Here is a 16,985-nt window from a genome sequence, read left to right on the forward strand (position 1 = left end):
GCCCCGTGGCGGCGCCGCGGGGCCGGCCGTCCGGCCAGGGCGATCGGTTCAGCTCCCGGCACCCTCCTCGGTGCCCCGGTCGCCGAGCCGGGCCAGCTGGGTCTGGAACCAGTCGAGGCGGGCCTGCAACAGGGCGGCCTCGGCGACCAGCTCCGGGACGCCGAAGCCCTCGGGGACGCGGGCCCCGGCCGGCCCGCCGCGCCCGTCGGCGGCCCGGCCGCCGGGCGGCGCCCCGGTCCCCTCCGCCGACACCCGCAGACCGTCACCGGCCAGCCGGGCGAACCCGGCGAGCGAGACGGACGTACGGGCCCGTACACAGCCCGCGCAGGCGGGCGCCAGGGCGCGCCAGCCGGGGCGCCCCCAGCCGGCGTCGGCCAGCGCCACGGGGCGCGCCCCGCAGGCGCACGGGCCGACGGTCGCCGTACGCACCCGCTGCCGGGCGTAACGGAAACCGCGTTCGAAGCGGATGTAGGCGCCGAGGACCGACACCTCCAGGAGCATCGCCGCCCGGTTTTCCGCGACGCACAGCAGCGCCTCGGCGGCCGGCCGCTCGTGCACGCAGTGGAAACCGCAGTCGCACAGCCGCGCGGGCGGGCGGTGCCGCCTGCCGTAGACGCAGGCGGCACCGTCGAGCACCCCGTACGGCAGCGCTCCGCCCAGCGACACACCGGTGAACCCGACCCGGGTGCCGTCCTGGGACAGCACCGGGTGGGCGATCTTGTATCCGGTCGGCGGCTCCGTCGGGCGTTCCGCGGGGAGCCGCAGCCTCATCGGGCGGCCGGCACCTCTTCGGGCGCGGGTGCCTGCGGTTCGGCGGTCCGCGCGGTGGTCTCCTCGGGACGTTCGGGGCTCTCTTGCTGGTCGAGCGGCTGTTCCTGCGCGACTCCGGTGGCCAGTGCCTTGCCGAGCTTCATGGTGCCTCCCATGACTGCCGTAGGTGACCGTTCGCACCATGGTGACCCACAAGGAGCCGAATCGGACACCGGGCGACAGGACGCGCACTTCAGCCACTCAACAGCAATGCTTATGCGTACCCCATAGAAGAATTAAGTGGAGCTTCACCGTTGGGCTGCCGAGACTGGACCCATGACGAACTCCGGCAAGCCTTCGGCCCCCTTCGGCCGCACCCTCTGCGCCATGGTCACGCCGTTCACCAGGTCGGGCGCGCCCGACCTCGGCGGCGCCGGGCTGCTGGCCGAGCGGCTGGTGGCGGAGGGCTGCGACGGACTGGTGCTGGGCGGGACGACGGGCGAGTCGCCGACCCTCACCGACGCCGAGCAGGCGGATCTGGTCCGGGCCGTGCGGGATGCCGTGGGGCCGCGGGCCTCGCTGGTAGCGGGCGTCGGCACCGCCGACACCCGGCACAGCGTCGAGCTGATCCGGGCCGCGGAGAAGGCGGGCGCGGACGGCGCGCTGGTCGTGACGCCCTACTACAGCAGACCCCCGCAGGACGCGCTTCAGGCACACTTCCGGGCGGTCGCGGACGCGAGCGGGCTGCCCGTGATGCTGTACGACATCCCGGCCCGCACCGGCATCCGCATCGAGCCCGAGACGCTGATCCGGCTCGCCGACCATCCGCGGATCGTGTCGGTCAAGGACTGCTCCGACGACCTCCTCGCTACCCAGAAGGTGCTGGCACGCACGGATCTGGCGTACTACGCGGGCAGCGACGAGCACATCCTCGCCCTGTACGCGGTGGGCGCGGTCGGCTGTGTCAGCACGGTGGCGAACGTCGTACCGGGCCATGTCGCGGGCATCCTGGCGGCGTTCGACGCGGGCGACCCGGCTCGCGCGGCCCGGCTCCAGTTGCGCGCCACACCCCTGATCGAGGCGATGACGGCGGCGGGCCTGCCCGGCGCGGTCACCGCCAAGGCCCTGCTGAACGCGCTCGGCCTCCCCGCCGGTCCGGTACGCCCGCCGCTGCGCCCGGCCGACCGTGCGGCCACGGCGCGACTGCTGGCGCTCCACGCGGAGTTGACGGGAGCCGGGCAAAACCCCTGAACGGCCTCCGCCGGGTGCACCGGCCATCCGGTGCACCGGCCGCGCGACCGGCCACACGGTGCACCGAGCACACGACCCACCACGCGACCGGCCCCGTGGTGGACCGGTCGCGTGGCCGTGCTGAAGGCCGTCCGACCCGCGCGCCCCGTCACCGCGGGGGGCCTGGGCAGGCCGCGCGGTGACTGACGGACGTCAGCGGTCAGTTGTGGCTGTGCAGGATGTCGTTGAGGCCGCCCCAGACCGCGTTGTTCGGGCGGGCCTCGACGACGCCGGTGACCGAGTTGCGGCGGAAGAGGATGTGGGAGGCGCCGGAGAGTTCGCGGGCCTTGACGATCTGGCCGTCGGGCATGGTCACGCGGGTGCCCGCGGTGACGTACAGGCCGGCCTCGACGACGCACTCGTCGCCGAGGGCGATGCCGACGCCCGCCTCGGCGCCGATCAGGCAGCGCTCCCCGATGGAAATGATCACGTTGCCGCCGCCGGACAGCGTGCCCATGGTGGAGGCACCACCGCCGATGTCCGAACCGTCGCCGACCACGACGCCCGCGGAGATGCGGCCCTCGACCATGGAGGTGCCCAGGGTGCCCGCGTTGAAGTTGACGAAGCCCTCGTGCATGACCGTGGTGCCGTCGGCGAGATGGGCGCCGAGGCGCACCCGGTCGGCGTCGGCGATGCGGACGCCCTTGGGCGCCACGTAGTCCGTCATGCGCGGGAACTTGTCGACCGACGTCACCTGGAGGTGCAGGCCCTCGGCGCGGGCGTTGAGCCGCACCTGCTCGACGTCGTCGACGGCGACCGGGCCGAGCGAGGTCCAGGCGACGTTGGCGAGGAAGCCGAAGATGCCGTCCAGGCTCTGCCCGTGCGGCCTGACCAGGCGGTGCGAGAGCAGGTGCAGCCGCAGGTAGACGTCGTGCGCGTCGATCGGCTTCGCGTCGAGGGAGGAGATGACCGTGCGGACCGCCACCACCTCGACGTTGCGGCGCGCGTCGGGGCCGACGGCCTTCGCGGCGCCCTCGCCGAGCAGTTGCACGGCCTGCTCGGCCGACAGCCTCTCGGTACCGGACGGGCCGGGTTCGGCGGCCAGTTCGGGCGCCGGGAACCAGGTGTCGAGGACGGTGCCGTCGGCGGCTACGGTGGCGAGGCCGGCGGCCACGGCGCCGGTGGTGCGAGAACCAGTCGTGTCGGTCATGAGGGCAACCTAACGTGGCCGGGGCCGCGCGGGCGAACCGGTGCCGCGCCGTCTCGGGTGCCGGTCCGCGCACACCACCCGCGCGGCGCCGCGAGAGGGCCGTCCCCCTGCGAACCACGCGTTGCCGGTGCTGTCGGGCGTCAGGGAATCACCCGCGCCAGCACCTCCCGCGCGTACGCCTCGTCGTACTCCCCGCCGGTCAGCAGCACTTGGAGGCAGATGCCGTCCAGCAGGGCGAGCAGGGCCCGGGCGGTCACCGGGTCGGTCCGCCCGGCCAGCCGCCGCGCCGTCTCGTCCGTCCACTCCGCGGCGACGGGCCGCAGCGCGGGGCGCCGCAGGGCCGCCAGATACAACTCGTACTCCAACTCGACGCCCGTGCGCTCGCCGCCCAGCCACTCCCCCAGCACCCGGGCGAGCCCGGCAGCGAGGTCGCCGTGGGGATCGTCCAGCACGCCGCTGCCGTCGAGCACCTCGGCGAATCCCTCGTTGGCCTGCCGCAACGCGGCGACCAGCAGTTCGTCGAGAGTGGCGAAGTGGTACGTCGTGGAGCCGAGCGGGACGTCCGCCTCGGCCGCGACGGTCCGGTGGCTCAGCCCGGCGATGCCCCGGTGCCCGACGACCCGGATCGCGGCGTCGATGATCCGTTGCCGCCGGCCGGGGTCGTGCCGCCGGGCCATCAGTGCGCGCCGCCCAGGTTGAGGACCACCACGCCGCCGACTATCAGCACCAGTCCGGCGATCTTCAGCGCGTTCAGCCCCTCCCCGAACAGCAGCAGCCCGAGCACCGCCATGGTCGCGGTGCCCACTCCGGACCAGATCGCGTAGGCGGTGCCGATGGACAGGGTCTTCAGTGTCCGGGCGAGCAGGACGAAGGAGACGACGTAGCCGAGAGCGGTCAGCAGCGCGGGCCCCGGCTTGCTGAAACCGTCGCTGTACTTCATCGCGGTCGTGGCGGCCACCTCGGCCGCGATGGCTCCGGAGAGCAGCAGATACCCCATGTGTACGAGCGTACATAACGGCCGGTCCGACCGGACACCGGGCCCCGCGAACCGGAAAGCGGCCCCGGCACCCGTGCCGGAAGGCGCCTCCTGCGCATGCGAACGGCGGCACCCCGAGGGGTGCCGCCGTCAGGACTCGCGCGGAACGCGACTCACACGTTGAACCCGAGCGCCCTCAGCTGCTCCCGGCCGTCGTCCGTGATCTTGTCGGGGCCCCACGGCGGCATCCAGACCCAGTTGATCCGCAGCTCGTCGACGAGGCCGTCGGTGGCGGACTTCGCCTGGTCCTCGATGACGTCCGTGAGCGGACAGGCCGCCGACGTCAGGGTCATGTCGACGGTGGCGATGTTGGCCGACTCGTCGATGTGGATGCCGTAGATCAGGCCCAGGTTGACGACGTCGATGCCCAGTTCGGGGTCGACGACGTCCATCAGGGCCTCGCGGAGTTCCTCCTCCGAGACCGGCTGCATCTCCACGGTGTCGCTCATGCCGTCTTCCTTTCGGCGTCGGCTCCGCCCAGCGCCTGGGCCGTCGCGTCCTTCCACGCCATCCAGCTCAGGAGGGCGCACTTGACCCGGGCCGGGTACTTGGAGACACCGGCGAACGCGACCGCGTCCTCCAGGATGTCCTCCATCGCGTCGTCGGGCTCGACCCGGCCCTTGGACTGCATCAACTCCAGGAAGGTCTCCTGGATCTTCTGTGCCTCGGCCAGTTCCTTGCCGACGAGGAGGTCGCTCAGCACGGACGCCGAAGCCTGGCTGATCGAGCAGCCCTGCCCCTCGTACGAGACGTCCTCGATCGTCGTTCCGTCGTACTTCACGCGAAGGGTGATCTCGTCACCGCACGTCGGGTTCACATGGTGCACCTCGGCGTCGCCATCCCTCAGACCACGCCCGTGCGGGTTCTTGTAGTGGTCCAGGATGACTTCCTGGTACATGGAGTCCAGTTTCACCTGCACGCCCTTCAGCCGAAGAAGTTCCGTACGTGCTCCAGACCGTCGACCAGAGCGTCGATCTCGGCCGGCGTGGAGTACAGATAGAACGACGCTCGCGTGGTCGCGGGAATTCCGTAGCGGAGGCAGACGGGGCGGGCACAGTGGTGTCCGACGCGCACCGCGATGCCGCGCTCGTCGAGGACCTGCCCCACGTCGTGCGGGTGGATGTCACCCAGTGTGAAGGAGATGGCCGCGCCACGGTCCTCGGCCGTGGTCGGGCCGATGATCCGCAGGTCCGGGACCTCACCCAGCCGCTTCACCGCGTACGCGGTGAGCGCGTGCTCATGAGCCAGGATCCGGTCCATGCCGATCGCGTCGAGATAGTCGATCGCCGCACCGAGGCCGACCGCCTGCGCGATCGGCGGGGTGCCCGCCTCGAACTTGTGCGGGGCGGGGGCGTAGGTCGACGAGTGCATCGACACCGTCTCGATCATCTCGCCGCCGCCGAGGAACGGAGGCAGGTCCTCCAGCAGTTCCTGGCGGCCCCACAGCACGCCGATGCCGGTCGGGCCGCACATCTTGTGCCCGGTGAAGGCGACGAAGTCGGCCTGTAGCGCCTGCACGTCCAAGGGCATGTGCGGGGCGGCCTGGGAGGCGTCGATGCAGACCAGGGCGCCGACCTCCTGGGCGCGGCGCACTATCGCCTCGACCGGGTTGACCGTGCCCAGGATGTTGGAGACCAGCACGAAGGAGACGATCTTCGTCTTCTCCGTGATGATCTCGTCGATGTTCGACAGGTCCAGCCGGCCGTCGTCGGTGAGGCCGAACCACTTCAGCTTCGCGCCCGTGCGCTGCGACAGCAGCTGCCACGGGACGATGTTGGAGTGGTGCTCCATCTCGGTGATGACGATCTCGGTGTCGTGGTCCACCCGGTAGGGCTCGTCGGCCCAGCCGAGCATGTTCGCCACGAGGTTCAGCGACTCGGAGGCGTTCTTGGTGAAGATCACCTCGTCCCGGCTGGGCGCGTTGATGAACGTGGCGACCTTGTCCCGAGCGCCCTCGTACAGCGCCGTGGCCTCCTCGGCGAGCACATGCACACCGCGGTGGACGTTGGCGTTGTAGCGCTCGTAGTACTCGCTCAGGGCGTCCAGCACCTGGCGCGGTTTCTGCGAGGTCGCCGCGTTGTCCAGGTACACGAGCTTCTGACCGTCGTGGACCAGACGGTCCAGGATGGGGAAGTCCTTGCGGATCGCCTCGGTGTCGAGGAGGCCCGGCAGCTGTGTCACGCGACGTCCTCCTCCGAGTTCGCTCCGCTCGCGGAGCCGGCCTTCACATAAGCCTCGTAGCCCTCGTTCTCCAGCTTGTCCGCCAGCTCCGGGCCGCCGGACTCGGCGATCCGGCCGTCGGCGAAGACATGGACGTGGTCGGGCTTGATGTAGCGCAGGATGCGCGTGTAGTGCGTGATCAGCAGGGTGCCGACCTCGCCGGTCTCCCGGACCCGGTTCACGCCCTCCGAGACGATCCGCAGGGCGTCGACGTCCAGGCCCGAGTCCGTCTCGTCGAGGATCGCGATCTTCGGCTTGAGCAGTTCGAGCTGGAGGATCTCGTGGCGCTTCTTCTCACCGCCGGAGAAACCCTCGTTCACGTTGCGCTCGGCGAAGGACGGGTCCATGTGCAGCCGCTCCATGGTCTCCTTGACCTCCTTCACCCAGGTGCGCAGCTTGGGTGCCTCGCCGCGGATCGCGGTGGCGGAGGTGCGCAGGAAGTTGGAGACCGAGACGCCGGGGACCTCGACCGGGTACTGCATCGCCAGGAACAGGCCCGCGCGGGCGCGTTCGTCGACGGTCATCTCCAGCACGTCCTCGCCGTCGAGCAGCACGCTGCCGCCGGTGACCGTGTACTTGGGGTGACCCGCGAGCGAGTAGGCGAGGGTCGACTTGCCCGAGCCGTTGGGGCCCATGATGGCGTGCGTCTCGCCCTGCTTCACGGTGAGGTCGACGCCCTTGAGGATCTCCTTCGTGGCGTTGTCGGCCTCGACGGTGACGTGCAGGTCTCGGATTTCAAGCGTTGCCATGGGTGCCTCAGGACTCCTGGGTGAGGGAGACGAGCACGTCGTCCCCTTCGATCTTTACGGGGTATACGGGGACGGGTCGCGTCGCGGGGAGGCCGGACGGCTTGCCGGTGCGCAGGTCGAAGGTGGAGCCGTGCAGCCAGCACTCGATCTGGCAGTCCTCCACCTCGCCCTCGGAGAGCGAGACGTTCGCGTGCGAGCAGATGTCGTAGATCGCGAACACCTCGCCCTCGGTCTTCACGACCGAGACCGGCGTGCCGTCGAGCTCGACCCGCTTCGGGGTGCCGTCCGACAGTTCGCTGAGCCCGCAGGCCCGGACGAAACCGCCATGCTCGGTGATGGTCATGCGACCGACGCCTCCAGCTCCTCTTCGATCTTCGCGAGCAGCCGCTCCTCGACATCCAGGACGCCGATCTGCTGGACCAGCTCGGCGAAGAAGCCGCGGACCACGAGACGGCGGGCCTCGTGCTCCGGGATGCCGCGGGCCATCAGGTAGAACAGCTGCTCGTCGTCGAAGCGGCCGGTGGCGGAGGCGTGGCCGGCGCCGACGATCTCACCGGTCTCGATCTCCAGGTTCGGCACCGAGTCGACGCGGGCGCCGTCGGTGAGGACCAGGTTCCGGTTCATCTCGTAGGTGTCGGTGCCCTCGGCCCTGGCCTCGATCAGGACGTCGCCGATCCACACCGCGTGCGCCTCGTCGCCCTGGAGCGCGCCCTTGTAGGCGACGTTCGACTTGCAGTGCGGGGCGTTGTGGTCGACGAAGAGGCGGTGCTCCTGGTGCTGGCCCGCGTCGGTCAGGTACAGGCCGAACAGCTCGGCCTCGCCGCCCGGACCGGCGTAGGTCACGCGCGGGTGCAGCCGGACGACGTCGCCGCCGAAGGTCACGACGACCGACTTGAAGGAGGCGTCCCGGCCGACCAGGGCGTTGTGCTGGGCGACGTGCACGGCCTCCGCGCCCCAGTCCTGGACGGACACGACGGTCAGCTTGGCGCCGTCGCCCAGGACGTAGTCGACGTTGGCGGCGAGCACGGCGTCACCGGTGTGGTCGAAGACGATGACGGCCTCGGCGAAGGCGCCCAGCTCGACGACCGTGTGGCCGTAGACGACCCCGCCCTCGCCGTGCACGCCGATGCGGATCGGGTCGCCGATCACCGTCTCCTTGGGGACCGTGATCACGACGGCGCTCTCGAACGACGAGTACGCCTGGGCGGCGACCCGGTCCACCGGGGTGCCGGCCCTGCCGAGCCGCGGGTCGTCGCGACCGACGGTCTCGACGACGACGCCCTCGGGGATCTGTGCGTCGGACTTCAGGCCGCCGGAGGCGACCGCGCTGCCGTCGTGCAGCCCGCGCAGCCGCGCCAGCGGGGTGAAGCGCCACTCCTCCTCGCGTCCGTGCGGCACGGGGAAGTCCGCCACGTCGAAGGAGGGCGGCGCGCTCATGCGCGTGGCGACGGTCGACTCGGCGGCCACCGCGATCGCACCCGCGGTGGTCGAACCGACCGGTGGGGGTCCCCCCGGTCCGGACGGGGTCGAGGAGTTCGGGGCGTTGTGGACCTCAGCCATGGCTGTCGTCATGCTCGCTTTCTCATGTGTGGGGCTGCTCGACGGGGTACGGCGGCGTCAGCCGACCGCGCCCTCCATCTGCAGCTCGATCAGCCGGTTGAGCTCCAGCGCGTACTCCATGGGCAGTTCCTTGGCGATCGGCTCGACGAAGCCGCGCACGATCATCGCCATCGCCTCGAATTCGGACATGCCGCGGCTCATCAGGTAGAACAGCTGGTCCTCGGAGACCTTGGAGACGGTCGCCTCGTGGCCCATGGAGACGTCGTCCTCACGGACGTCGACGTACGGGTACGTGTCGGACCGGGAGATCGTGTCGACGAGCAGCGCGTCGCAGAGCACGTTCGACTTGGCGCCCGGGGCTCCCTCGCCGATCTCGATGAGGCCGCGGTACGACGTCCGGCCGCCGCCGCGCGCCACCGACTTGGAGACGATGTTGGACGACGTGTTCGGCGCCATGTGGACCATCTTGGCGCCCGCGTCCTGGTGCTGGCCCTCGCCCGCGAAGGCGATGGAGAGGGTCTCGCCCTTGGCGTGCTCGCCCATCAGGTAGACGGCCGGGTACTTCATCGTCACCTTGGAGCCGATGTTGCCGTCGATCCACTCCATGGTCGCGCCCTCGTAGGCCACGGCGCGCTTGGTGACCAGGTTGTAGACGTTGTTCGACCAGTTCTGGATGGTCGTGTAGCGGCAGCGGGCGTTCTTCTTGACGATGATCTCGACGACCGCGGAGTGCAGCGAGTCCGACTTGTAGATCGGTGCCGTGCAGCCCTCGACGTAGTGCACGTAGGCACCCTCGTCGACGATGATCAGGGTCCGCTCGAACTGGCCCATGTTCTCCGTGTTGATGCGGAAGTACGCCTGGAGCGGAATCTCGACGTGCACGCCCGGCGGCACGTAGATGAAGGAGCCGCCCGACCACACGGCCGTGTTCAGGGAGGCGAACTTGTTGTCACCGGCCGGGATGACGGTCCCGAAGTACTCCTTGAAGAGGTCCGGGTGCTCCTTCAGCGCGGTGTCGGTGTCCAGGAAGATGACGCCCTGCTCCTCCAGGTCCTCGCGGATCTGGTGGTAGACGACCTCCGACTCGTACTGGGCGGCGACACCGGCCACCAGGCGCTGCTTCTCCGCCTCCGGGATGCCCAGCTTGTCGTACGTGTTCTTGATGTCCGCGGGCAGGTCCTCCCAGGACTCCGCCTGCTTCTCCGTGGAGCGCACGAAGTACTTGATGTTGTCGAAGTCGATGCCCGACAGGTCCGAGCCCCAGTTCGGCATGGGCTTCTTCTCGAACAGCCGGAGGCCCTTGAGGCGCAGCTTGGTCATCCACTCCGGCTCGGACTTCTTCGCCGAGATGTCCCGGACCACGTCCTCGTTCAGGCCGCGCTTCGCTGCGGCACCGGCCACGTCGGAGTCGGCCCAGCCGTATTCGTACGTGCCCAGTCCCTCAAGTTCGGGGTGGGCAGTCTCCGTGGGGAGAGTCATGCGGGGTTCCTCCCGGCCGTGCTTGCAGATGCGTCAGTGAAATCTTGGGGATGGACGTCGGAGATCTTGGGGATGAACGTGGTGCAGACGCCGTCGCCGTGGGCGATGGTCGCCAGCCGCTGGACGTGCGTTCCGAGCAGCTCGGCGAAGATCTCCGTCTCCGCCTCGCACAACTGCGGGAACTGCTCGGCGACGTGTGCGACCGGGCAGTGGTGCTGGCAGAGCTGTTCGCCGACCGGCGCGCTGCGCGCCGTAGCAGCGTACCCGTCCACGCTCAGGGCCCTGGCGAGGGCTTCGGCGCGCTTGTCGGGGGTGACCGCCTCGATCGCCTTGCGGTAGACGCCCGCCTGGGCGGCGATCCGGGCGCGGGCGAAGGCGGCGACCGCCTCCGGGCCGCCCTCCCGCTCCGCGATCCAGCGCAGCGCGTCCGCGGCGAGCTTGTCGTACGACTGGTCGAAGGCGTCGCGGCCGCAGTCGGTGAGCGCGAAGACCTTGGCCGGACGGCCCCGACCACGCGCCCCGTACACCCGCTGCTCGCGCGCCTCGACCACGTCGTCGGCGACCAGCGCGTCCAGATGCCGGCGCACGGCGGCCTGGGTGAGTTCCAGCCGTCCGGCCAGCTCGGCGACGGTCGACGGGCCGTGGTCCAGGATGGACCGCGCGACCCGGTTGCGCGTGGAACGGTCCGAGCGCAGTCCGGCCGCGAGCTCCTCCTGAGGGGTCCCCTGGGGGGTCACCCGAGCCTCGCCGACGTTTTTCACAACGCCATTGTTGCGTAATTCCCCGGAGACTGACAAGCCGCGTCCCGCCAACCGGACGGTGCCCTGGATCACTTAGGTTTACCTAATCCGACCTGCGGAAAGATCGTCTGATCGATCATCGAGCGGCGAATTCCGATGGTGCCGCGCCCCCGCGTCCGGCAGACTCCCGGGCCATGCCCACCATCCCGACCGGCCCGCTCGTCACCCGCGCCACCGTCTCGGACCGGCTGCGCGCCCTCGGCGTCGAACCCGGCGAGATCCTTCTGACGCACTCCTCGCTCAGCTCGCTCGGCTGGGTGTGCGGCGGCGCCGTCGCGGTGGTCCAGGGCCTGCTCGACGCCCTCGGCCCGGACGGCACCCTCGTGGTCCCCACCCAGTCCGGCGACCTCAGCGACCCCGCCGTGTGGCGGGACCCGCCGGTGCCCGAGGAGTGGTGGGAGACGATCCGGGCCACGATGCCCCCGTACGACCCGCGGACCACCCCCACCCGCATGGTCGGCGTGATCCCGGAGACGGTACGGACCTGGCCGGGCGCGCTGCGCAGCGCGCACCCGCAGACCTCCTTCGCCGCCCTGGGCCCGCACGCGGCCGAGATCACCGCCGGGCACGCCACCGACTGCCGCCTCGGCGGGGCCAGCCCGCTGGCCCGGCTGGAGCGGCTCGGCGCACGGGTGCTGCTGCTCGGCGTCGGCTACGACAGCTGCACCGCCTTCCACCTGGCCGAATACCGGATCCCCGGGCCGCTGGTCGAAGTGGGCCGGCCCGGTCCGAACGGCTGGGAACGGATCGTCGAGGTGTCGATCAGCTCGGACCGCTTCGCGGAACTGGGCCACGACTTCGAGCGGGACCGGCCCGTCGTACGGGGCCGGGTGGGCGGCGCGGACGCGCGGCTGTTCCCGCTGGCGGACGCCGTGGCGTACGCCGAGCGGTGGCTGCCGGTGCACCGGCCCCGCGAGGAGTAGAGGCACTGGTTCCCGTACCCGCCGGTCTGAACGCCGGGTGGCGTACCTAGACTCTGGAGCCATGCGAAGTGAGCCCGTGGTCCAGGTGCAGACCTTGGTGAAGCGGTACGGCACGAAGACCGCGGTGGACGGCCTCGATCTGGTGGCCGGGGCGGGGGTGACCGCCGTACTGGGTCCCAACGGCGCGGGCAAGACGACCACCATCGAGACCTGCGAGGGGTACCGGAGACCGGACGCCGGGACGGTGCGCGTCCTGGGCCTCGACCCGGTGCGGGACTCCGCCGAGCTGCGCCCCCGCATCGGTGTCATGCTCCAGTCCGGCGGCGTCTACTCCGGTGCCCGCGCCGAGGAGATGCTGCGCCACGTGGCCGCCCTGCACGCCCGTCCGCTGGACGTGCCCGCGCTCGTCGAGCGGCTGGGGCTGGGCGGCTGCGGACGGACCACGTACCGGCGTCTGTCCGGCGGGCAGCAGCAGCGGCTCGCGCTCGCCATGGCCGTCGTGGGACGACCGGAGCTGGTCTTCCTGGACGAGCCGACGGCCGGGCTCGACCCGCAGGCCCGCCACGCCACCTGGGACCTGATCGGGGACCTGCGTGCCGACGGCGTCTCCGTGATCCTCACGACGCACTACATGGAGGAGGCCGAGCGGCTCGCCGACGACGTCGCCGTCATCGACGCCGGGCGGGTCATCGCACAGGGCTCCCCCGACGAGCTGTGCCGCGGCGGCGCCGAGAACACGCTGCGCTTCACCGGCCGGCCGGGCCTCGACGTGAGTTCCCTGCTGAAGGCGCTCCCGGCGGACTGCTCCGCCGCCGAGCTGACGCCGGGCTCCTACCGGGTCATCGGCAAGGTCGACCCGCAACTGCTGGCGACGGTGACCTCCTGGTGCGCCCAGCACGGGGTGATGCCGGACCGGATCTCCGTCGAACGGCACACCCTCGAAGACGTCTTCCTGGAACTGACGGGCAAGGAGTTGCGCTCGTGACCACCACCGTGGGCACCTACACCCCCGCGCCCGGCGCGGCCCCCCTCCTCCGCATGATCGCGGCCCAGGCCGCGTTCGAGACCCGGATGCTGCTGCGCAACGGCGAGCAGCTGCTGCTGACGATCGTGATCCCGGCGCTGCTCCTGGTGCTGTTCGGCTCCGTGGACATCGTGGACACCGGCGCGGGCAAGGCGGTGGACTTCCTCACGCCCGGCATCCTGGCGCTCGCCGTGCTGTCGACGGCGTTCACCGGGCAGGCCATCGCGACGGGGTTCGAGCGGCGCTACGGCGTGCTGAAGCGGCTCGCGTCCTCGCCGCTGCCGCGCTGGGGGCTGATGACCGCGAAGACCGTGTCCGTGCTGGTCACCGAGGTGCTCCAGGTGGTGCTGCTGACGGTCATCGCCTTCGCCCTGGGCTGGTCGCCGCACGGCGGGGCGGGCGCCGTGGCCGCCGTGCTGCTCCTGCTGGTCCTCGGCACGGCCGCCTTCTCGGGGCTCGGGCTGCTGATGGCGGGCACGCTGAAGGCGGAGGCGACACTGGCCGCCGCGAACCTGGTGTTCCTGCTGCTGCTCGTCGGCGGTGGCGTGATCGTCCCGCTGGACAAGTTCCCCTCCGGCGCCCAGGACGTGCTCGCCCTGCTGCCGGTGACGGCCCTCTCGGACGGGCTGCGGGACGTGCTCCAGCACGGGGCCGCCATGCCCTGGGGCGACCTGGGGATCCTCGCCGGGTGGTCGGTCGTGGGGCTGGCCCTGGCCGGGCGGTTCTTCCGCTGGGAGTGAGCGTCTTCCGCTGGGGGTGAGCCCGCGGCCGGGAGGACCGGCGGCGCGCGGTCCGCGGGTACGCCTTGCGGGCGCCCCCCGCGTACGGTCGGGGCGGGGTGCCGGACGGCCGGAGGGCGGACCCTCGTGAACGCGTGCACAAGCGGGCCCCCTACGATGGTGCGCGTGCCAAAGCTGACCCGCGCCGATGCCGCTGCGGCCGTGCGCAACCCGCTCGCCCTCATCGCGGCCCACTGGACCCCGACCCCTCGAACGGTCCGCCGGGCGGCGCTCACCGCGCTCGTCATGTCGGTGGTCATCGTGGTCACCGGCGGTGCCGTCCGGTTGACCGGCTCCGGCCTGGGCTGCCCGACCTGGCCCCAGTGCACCGACGGCTCGCTGACGCCGACGGACGCGCTGAGCTATCACAGCGCCATCGAGTTCGGGAACCGCATGCTGACGTACGTGCTGTGCGCGGCGGTCGGCTGGGCGATCATCGCCGCCCGGTCCGAGAAGCCGTACCGGCGCGGCCTGACCCGACTGGGCTGGGCGCAGTTCTGGCTCGTGATGGGCAACGCGGTGCTCGGCGGCATCGTGGTGCTCGTCGGCCTCAACCCGTACACGGTCGCGGCCCACTTCCTGCTGGCGACCGCCCTCATCACGGTCGCCGTGCTGATGTGGCAGCGCACCCGTGAGGGCGACGGGGAGCCCCGTCCGCTGGTCGGCAAGGCCGTGCAGCAGTTGGTGTGGTTCCTGGTGGTCGCGTCCGGCCTGCTCGTCACCGTCGGCACGGTGGTGACCGGGGCCGGGCCGCACCCGGGTGACTCCGGCGAGGTCGAGCGCATCCACGTCAGCTGGGAGGCCGTCGCCAAGCTGCACTCCGTGTTCGCGTGGATCGTGGTGACGCTGACCTTCGCCCTGTGGTTCATCCTCAAGGCGGTCGACGCGCCCAAGGGCCCGCTGCACCGCACCCGCGAACTGTTCGTCGTACTGCTGTGCCAGGGCGCCATCGGATACATCCAGTACGCCACGCACCTTCCCGAGGGCCTCGTGGCCGCGCACATGCTCGGCTCCTGTGTGATGTGGATCTGGGTACTGCGGGTGCTGCTGTCACTGCGGGAGCGTCCGGAAGCGACGGCCGAGGTGCCCAGCCCCTCGGTGGAGACGCCGGTCGCCACGCGCGCGTGAAGGGGCGCACGCGCGCGTGCACGGGTGTCGTCCGCACGCGTGCGTGCATGCGGACGGCGCGGGCGGACCACTGCGGCCTGATGCGGATGACCGCGGCCGGATGACGCGGGCGCGGCACCCGCGCCGTACGACGCCTCAGGCCCCCAGACCGTAGATCCGGCGCGCGTTCTCCGCCGCGATCAGCCGCGCGACCCGTCGCGCGTCCTCCAGCGACCACGCGCCCTCGGCCACCCAGTCGCCCAGCACCCGGCCGAGGGCCTCGCGGAACAGCCGGGCGCCCACGACGTGCAGTTCGGGCAGCCCGTGCGCGCCGCTGGAGAAGAGGATCTTGCCGAACGGGGCCAGCTCCAGGATCTCCGCGAGCACGTCGGCCGCGCGGGCGCCGGTGCGGACCAGCGCGGCGCCGGAGTCGGCGTACACATGCGGGAAGACGCCCGCGAGGTGGGCGGCGTGCCGGTGGTACGGATAGCCGTGCAGCAGCACCAGGTCCGTGCCGAGGCCGGCCGTCGCCCGTACGAAGTCGGTGAGCAGCACCGGGTCCGTACGGTCGATGCGCGAGCGCGGCTCACCGAGCCCGGCGTGCAACTGGAGCGGCAGGCCCGAGGCGACCGCGATCCACAGCAGGTGGCGCAGCAGCACCGGGTCGCTCAGTTCCCCGCCGACCCGGCGCCCGGAGAGCCAGCGTCCGGCGGCCCCGCGCACCTCGCCTGGCCCGGGGGGCTCCGGCGCGAGCGCGAGGCCGTGCCGCACGCCCGCCACGGAGGTGAAGGCGACGGCGTTCGCGGCGGCCCCGTGGACCGACTCGGCGAGGTTGGCGAGGAAGGACTCGACGGTGCCGGAAGTGTCGGCGACCTGCTCGGCGAGGAGTTCCAGGCGCACGATCTCACGGGCCTCGGCGGCGCCCGCGGACGCCATCTCGGCGGGGCCCGTGAGGTCGCCGGCGAGTCCCGTGTCGACCAGGTACGTGGTGATGCCGCTGCCTCGCAGCAGTCTGCGGCCCGCTTCCAGGACGCCGAGTTCCCGGCGCCGGGCGAGGTAGCGCGCGGGCCGGCAGTGCGGTTCGAGGCCGAGCAGCGGGGGGCACCAGCGGCGGACGGCGAAGCCGGTCTGTGTGTCGAAGAGTGTGGTGCCGGGGGCGGGCGGGCCCTCGGTACGGGCGAGCTGGGCCTCGAAGGTGCCCAGGCCCAGTTCGGCGCGGAGCACGCCGTGACAGTACTGGTCCACCAGGGACGGCGTGTCGATCATCCGGGCTCCCCGTGTGGACGCTGCGCTGTCTCACCCGTCCTAACGGGTGAGCGGGGCGTCAGGTCGCGGTCCAGGGGAGGACGGGAGCGAGGGAGGGGTGAGGAATGCGGGAGGAATGCGGGAGGGATGCGGGAGGAACAGGCCGGGGGTGGGGCGCGGGATGACGGCGGACACGGGCCCGCGGCGGCCGTCCGACCTCCTGGTTCACCGTGCGCGGCGGCGGCGAGAGCGGATCGCTCGATCCGTCGGTCGTCGGCGGGCGACAGCGCCGGGCGACGGGCGACGGGCGACGGGCGACGGGCGACGGGCGACGGTTGAGTGCGCGGCCCCCGTGATCGGCCGGGGTGGCCGGTCGGCTGCCCGGCGGCGCGCTCGGCGCCGGAGAAGCTCCGGCGTGCGCCGTCCCGCGACCGCCCGGTCCCGGGTTCTCCGCGCGCTTCTGCGCGCCCCGGGACCTTCCGGGTCGAGCCGTCAGCCGCCCAGCTGGATGCCGGCCATCCGCTTCCACTCGTACGGACCGGTCCGCACCTTGGCCGCGAACTCGCCGTCGAAGGACTCGTGAACGGTGATCTTCGCCCGCTCGACGGCCTGCTCGGCGACGGCGTACGAGGGGGCGACCAGGTCGCCCCAGACGCCGTCCGCGCCGACGAGCACGATGCGGGCACCGCGCTCGCCGAGGTAGGCCACCTGGCCCTCGGCACCGCCGTGCGCCCGGGAGAAAGCGCCGATGTGCTTGGCGAGCCGCGCCGCCGTGCGTTCGGCCCGCGGGTCAACCTGTTGCGTGTCTGCCATGGTCAGGATGCTACCGACGGGTATGCCGAACGGCGACGGACGGGGTGCGTGGTCTTGACC

The 16,985-nt window shown here is 71.7% G+C and carries 20 protein-coding genes; 5 read left to right on the top strand and 15 right to left on the bottom strand.

What is annotated here, in order from left to right:
- Nucleotides 1-48: 48 nt before the first annotated feature.
- Nucleotides 49-771 carry a hypothetical protein gene (locus ACFC09_RS44440; protein WP_376538614.1) on the bottom strand — a complete coding sequence of 241 codons (723 nt, stop codon included), beginning with the start codon at nucleotides 769-771 and terminating at the stop codon, nucleotides 49-51.
- Nucleotides 768-914: a hypothetical protein gene (locus ACFC09_RS44445; RefSeq protein WP_376538616.1), complete on the bottom strand. Its 147-nt coding sequence runs from the start codon at nucleotides 912-914 to the stop codon at nucleotides 768-770. The genes ACFC09_RS44440 and ACFC09_RS44445 overlap by 4 nt, the downstream gene beginning before the upstream one ends.
- Nucleotides 915-1,086: 172 nt before the next feature.
- Between ACFC09_RS44445 and dapA the strand changes: the two genes are divergently transcribed.
- The gene (gene dapA, locus ACFC09_RS44450; RefSeq protein WP_376538618.1) at nucleotides 1,087-2,001 is read left to right on the top strand and encodes a 4-hydroxy-tetrahydrodipicolinate synthase; all 915 of its coding nucleotides are present in this window, start codon (nucleotides 1,087-1,089) and stop codon (nucleotides 1,999-2,001) included.
- A 199-nt stretch (nucleotides 2,002-2,200) separates the two neighbouring features.
- Here dapA and dapD read toward each other — a convergent pair whose 3' ends face one another.
- From dapD to ACFC09_RS44505, 11 genes are all read right to left on the bottom strand, one after another.
- Nucleotides 2,201-3,190, bottom strand: coding sequence for a 2,3,4,5-tetrahydropyridine-2,6-dicarboxylate N-succinyltransferase (dapD, locus tag ACFC09_RS44455; protein WP_376538620.1), 990 nt, complete (start codon nucleotides 3,188-3,190; stop codon nucleotides 2,201-2,203).
- A gap of 140 nt (nucleotides 3,191-3,330) precedes the next feature.
- A complete protein-coding gene (locus tag ACFC09_RS44460) occupies nucleotides 3,331-3,867 on the bottom strand; it encodes a TetR/AcrR family transcriptional regulator (RefSeq protein ID WP_376538622.1) in 537 nt (178 codons plus the stop codon).
- Nucleotides 3,867-4,187 (bottom strand): DMT family transporter, encoded by a 321-nt coding sequence (locus ACFC09_RS44465; RefSeq protein WP_376538624.1) that lies wholly within the window; start codon nucleotides 4,185-4,187, stop codon nucleotides 3,867-3,869. The genes ACFC09_RS44460 and ACFC09_RS44465 overlap by 1 nt, the downstream gene beginning before the upstream one ends.
- Before the next feature lie 152 nt (nucleotides 4,188-4,339).
- Nucleotides 4,340-4,675, bottom strand: coding sequence for a metal-sulfur cluster assembly factor (locus tag ACFC09_RS44470; RefSeq protein ID WP_376538626.1), 336 nt, complete (start codon nucleotides 4,673-4,675; stop codon nucleotides 4,340-4,342).
- A complete protein-coding gene (sufU, locus tag ACFC09_RS44475; RefSeq protein ID WP_376538648.1) occupies nucleotides 4,672-5,139 on the bottom strand; it encodes a Fe-S cluster assembly sulfur transfer protein SufU in 468 nt (155 codons plus the stop codon). Before sufU ends, ACFC09_RS44470 begins: the two co-directional genes overlap by 4 nt.
- An 11-nt stretch (nucleotides 5,140-5,150) precedes the next feature.
- The gene (locus ACFC09_RS44480) at nucleotides 5,151-6,407 is read right to left on the bottom strand and encodes a cysteine desulfurase (RefSeq protein WP_376538628.1); all 1,257 of its coding nucleotides are present in this window, start codon (nucleotides 6,405-6,407) and stop codon (nucleotides 5,151-5,153) included.
- Nucleotides 6,404-7,195 carry a Fe-S cluster assembly ATPase SufC gene (gene sufC / locus ACFC09_RS44485; RefSeq protein ID WP_376538630.1) on the bottom strand — a complete coding sequence of 264 codons (792 nt, stop codon included), beginning with the start codon at nucleotides 7,193-7,195 and terminating at the stop codon, nucleotides 6,404-6,406. Before sufC ends, ACFC09_RS44480 begins: the two co-directional genes overlap by 4 nt.
- A 7-nt stretch (nucleotides 7,196-7,202) precedes the next feature.
- Entirely contained in the window at nucleotides 7,203-7,538 is a 336-nt protein-coding gene (locus tag ACFC09_RS44490; protein WP_376538632.1) for a non-heme iron oxygenase ferredoxin subunit, read from the bottom strand.
- Nucleotides 7,535-8,755, bottom strand: a complete 1,221-nt coding sequence (gene sufD / locus ACFC09_RS44495) for a Fe-S cluster assembly protein SufD (RefSeq protein WP_376538650.1) — start codon at nucleotides 8,753-8,755, stop codon at nucleotides 7,535-7,537. Before sufD ends, ACFC09_RS44490 begins: the two co-directional genes overlap by 4 nt.
- A 57-nt stretch (nucleotides 8,756-8,812) precedes the next feature.
- Nucleotides 8,813-10,234, bottom strand: coding sequence for a Fe-S cluster assembly protein SufB (gene sufB / locus ACFC09_RS44500; protein WP_376538634.1), 1,422 nt, complete (start codon nucleotides 10,232-10,234; stop codon nucleotides 8,813-8,815).
- Entirely contained in the window at nucleotides 10,231-10,995 is a 765-nt protein-coding gene (locus ACFC09_RS44505) for a helix-turn-helix transcriptional regulator (protein WP_376538636.1), read from the bottom strand. Before ACFC09_RS44505 ends, sufB begins: the two co-directional genes overlap by 4 nt.
- 173 nt (nucleotides 10,996-11,168) lie before the next feature.
- Here ACFC09_RS44505 and ACFC09_RS44510 point away from each other — a divergent pair, with 173 nt between their 5' ends.
- From ACFC09_RS44510 to ACFC09_RS44525, 4 genes are all read left to right on the top strand, one after another.
- On the top strand, nucleotides 11,169-11,957 hold the full coding sequence (locus tag ACFC09_RS44510) for an aminoglycoside N(3)-acetyltransferase (protein WP_376538638.1): 789 nt from the start codon (nucleotides 11,169-11,171) through the stop codon (nucleotides 11,955-11,957).
- A 61-nt stretch (nucleotides 11,958-12,018) separates the two neighbouring features.
- On the top strand, nucleotides 12,019-12,942 hold the full coding sequence (locus ACFC09_RS44515) for an ABC transporter ATP-binding protein (protein ID WP_376538640.1): 924 nt from the start codon (nucleotides 12,019-12,021) through the stop codon (nucleotides 12,940-12,942).
- A gap of 53 nt (nucleotides 12,943-12,995) precedes the next feature.
- Nucleotides 12,996-13,721 (top strand): ABC transporter permease, encoded by a 726-nt coding sequence (locus ACFC09_RS44520; RefSeq protein ID WP_376538652.1) that lies wholly within the window; start codon nucleotides 12,996-12,998, stop codon nucleotides 13,719-13,721.
- A gap of 156 nt (nucleotides 13,722-13,877) precedes the next feature.
- On the top strand, nucleotides 13,878-14,888 hold the full coding sequence (locus ACFC09_RS44525; protein ID WP_376538642.1) for a heme A synthase: 1,011 nt from the start codon (nucleotides 13,878-13,880) through the stop codon (nucleotides 14,886-14,888).
- 135 nt (nucleotides 14,889-15,023) lie between these two features.
- Here the strand turns inward: ACFC09_RS44525 and ACFC09_RS44530 are convergent, their stop codons facing one another.
- Nucleotides 15,024-16,133, bottom strand: coding sequence for an amidohydrolase family protein (locus ACFC09_RS44530; protein WP_376538644.1), 1,110 nt, complete (start codon nucleotides 16,131-16,133; stop codon nucleotides 15,024-15,026).
- Between the two features lie 471 nt (nucleotides 16,134-16,604).
- Nucleotides 16,605-16,925, bottom strand: a complete 321-nt coding sequence (locus tag ACFC09_RS44535; RefSeq protein WP_376538646.1) for a hypothetical protein — start codon at nucleotides 16,923-16,925, stop codon at nucleotides 16,605-16,607.
- Nucleotides 16,926-16,985 lie beyond the last annotated feature (60 nt).

It is taken from the genome of Streptomyces sp. NPDC056161 (genome assembly GCF_042268025.1).
Classification (GTDB): domain Bacteria; phylum Actinomycetota; class Actinomycetes; order Streptomycetales; family Streptomycetaceae; genus Streptomyces.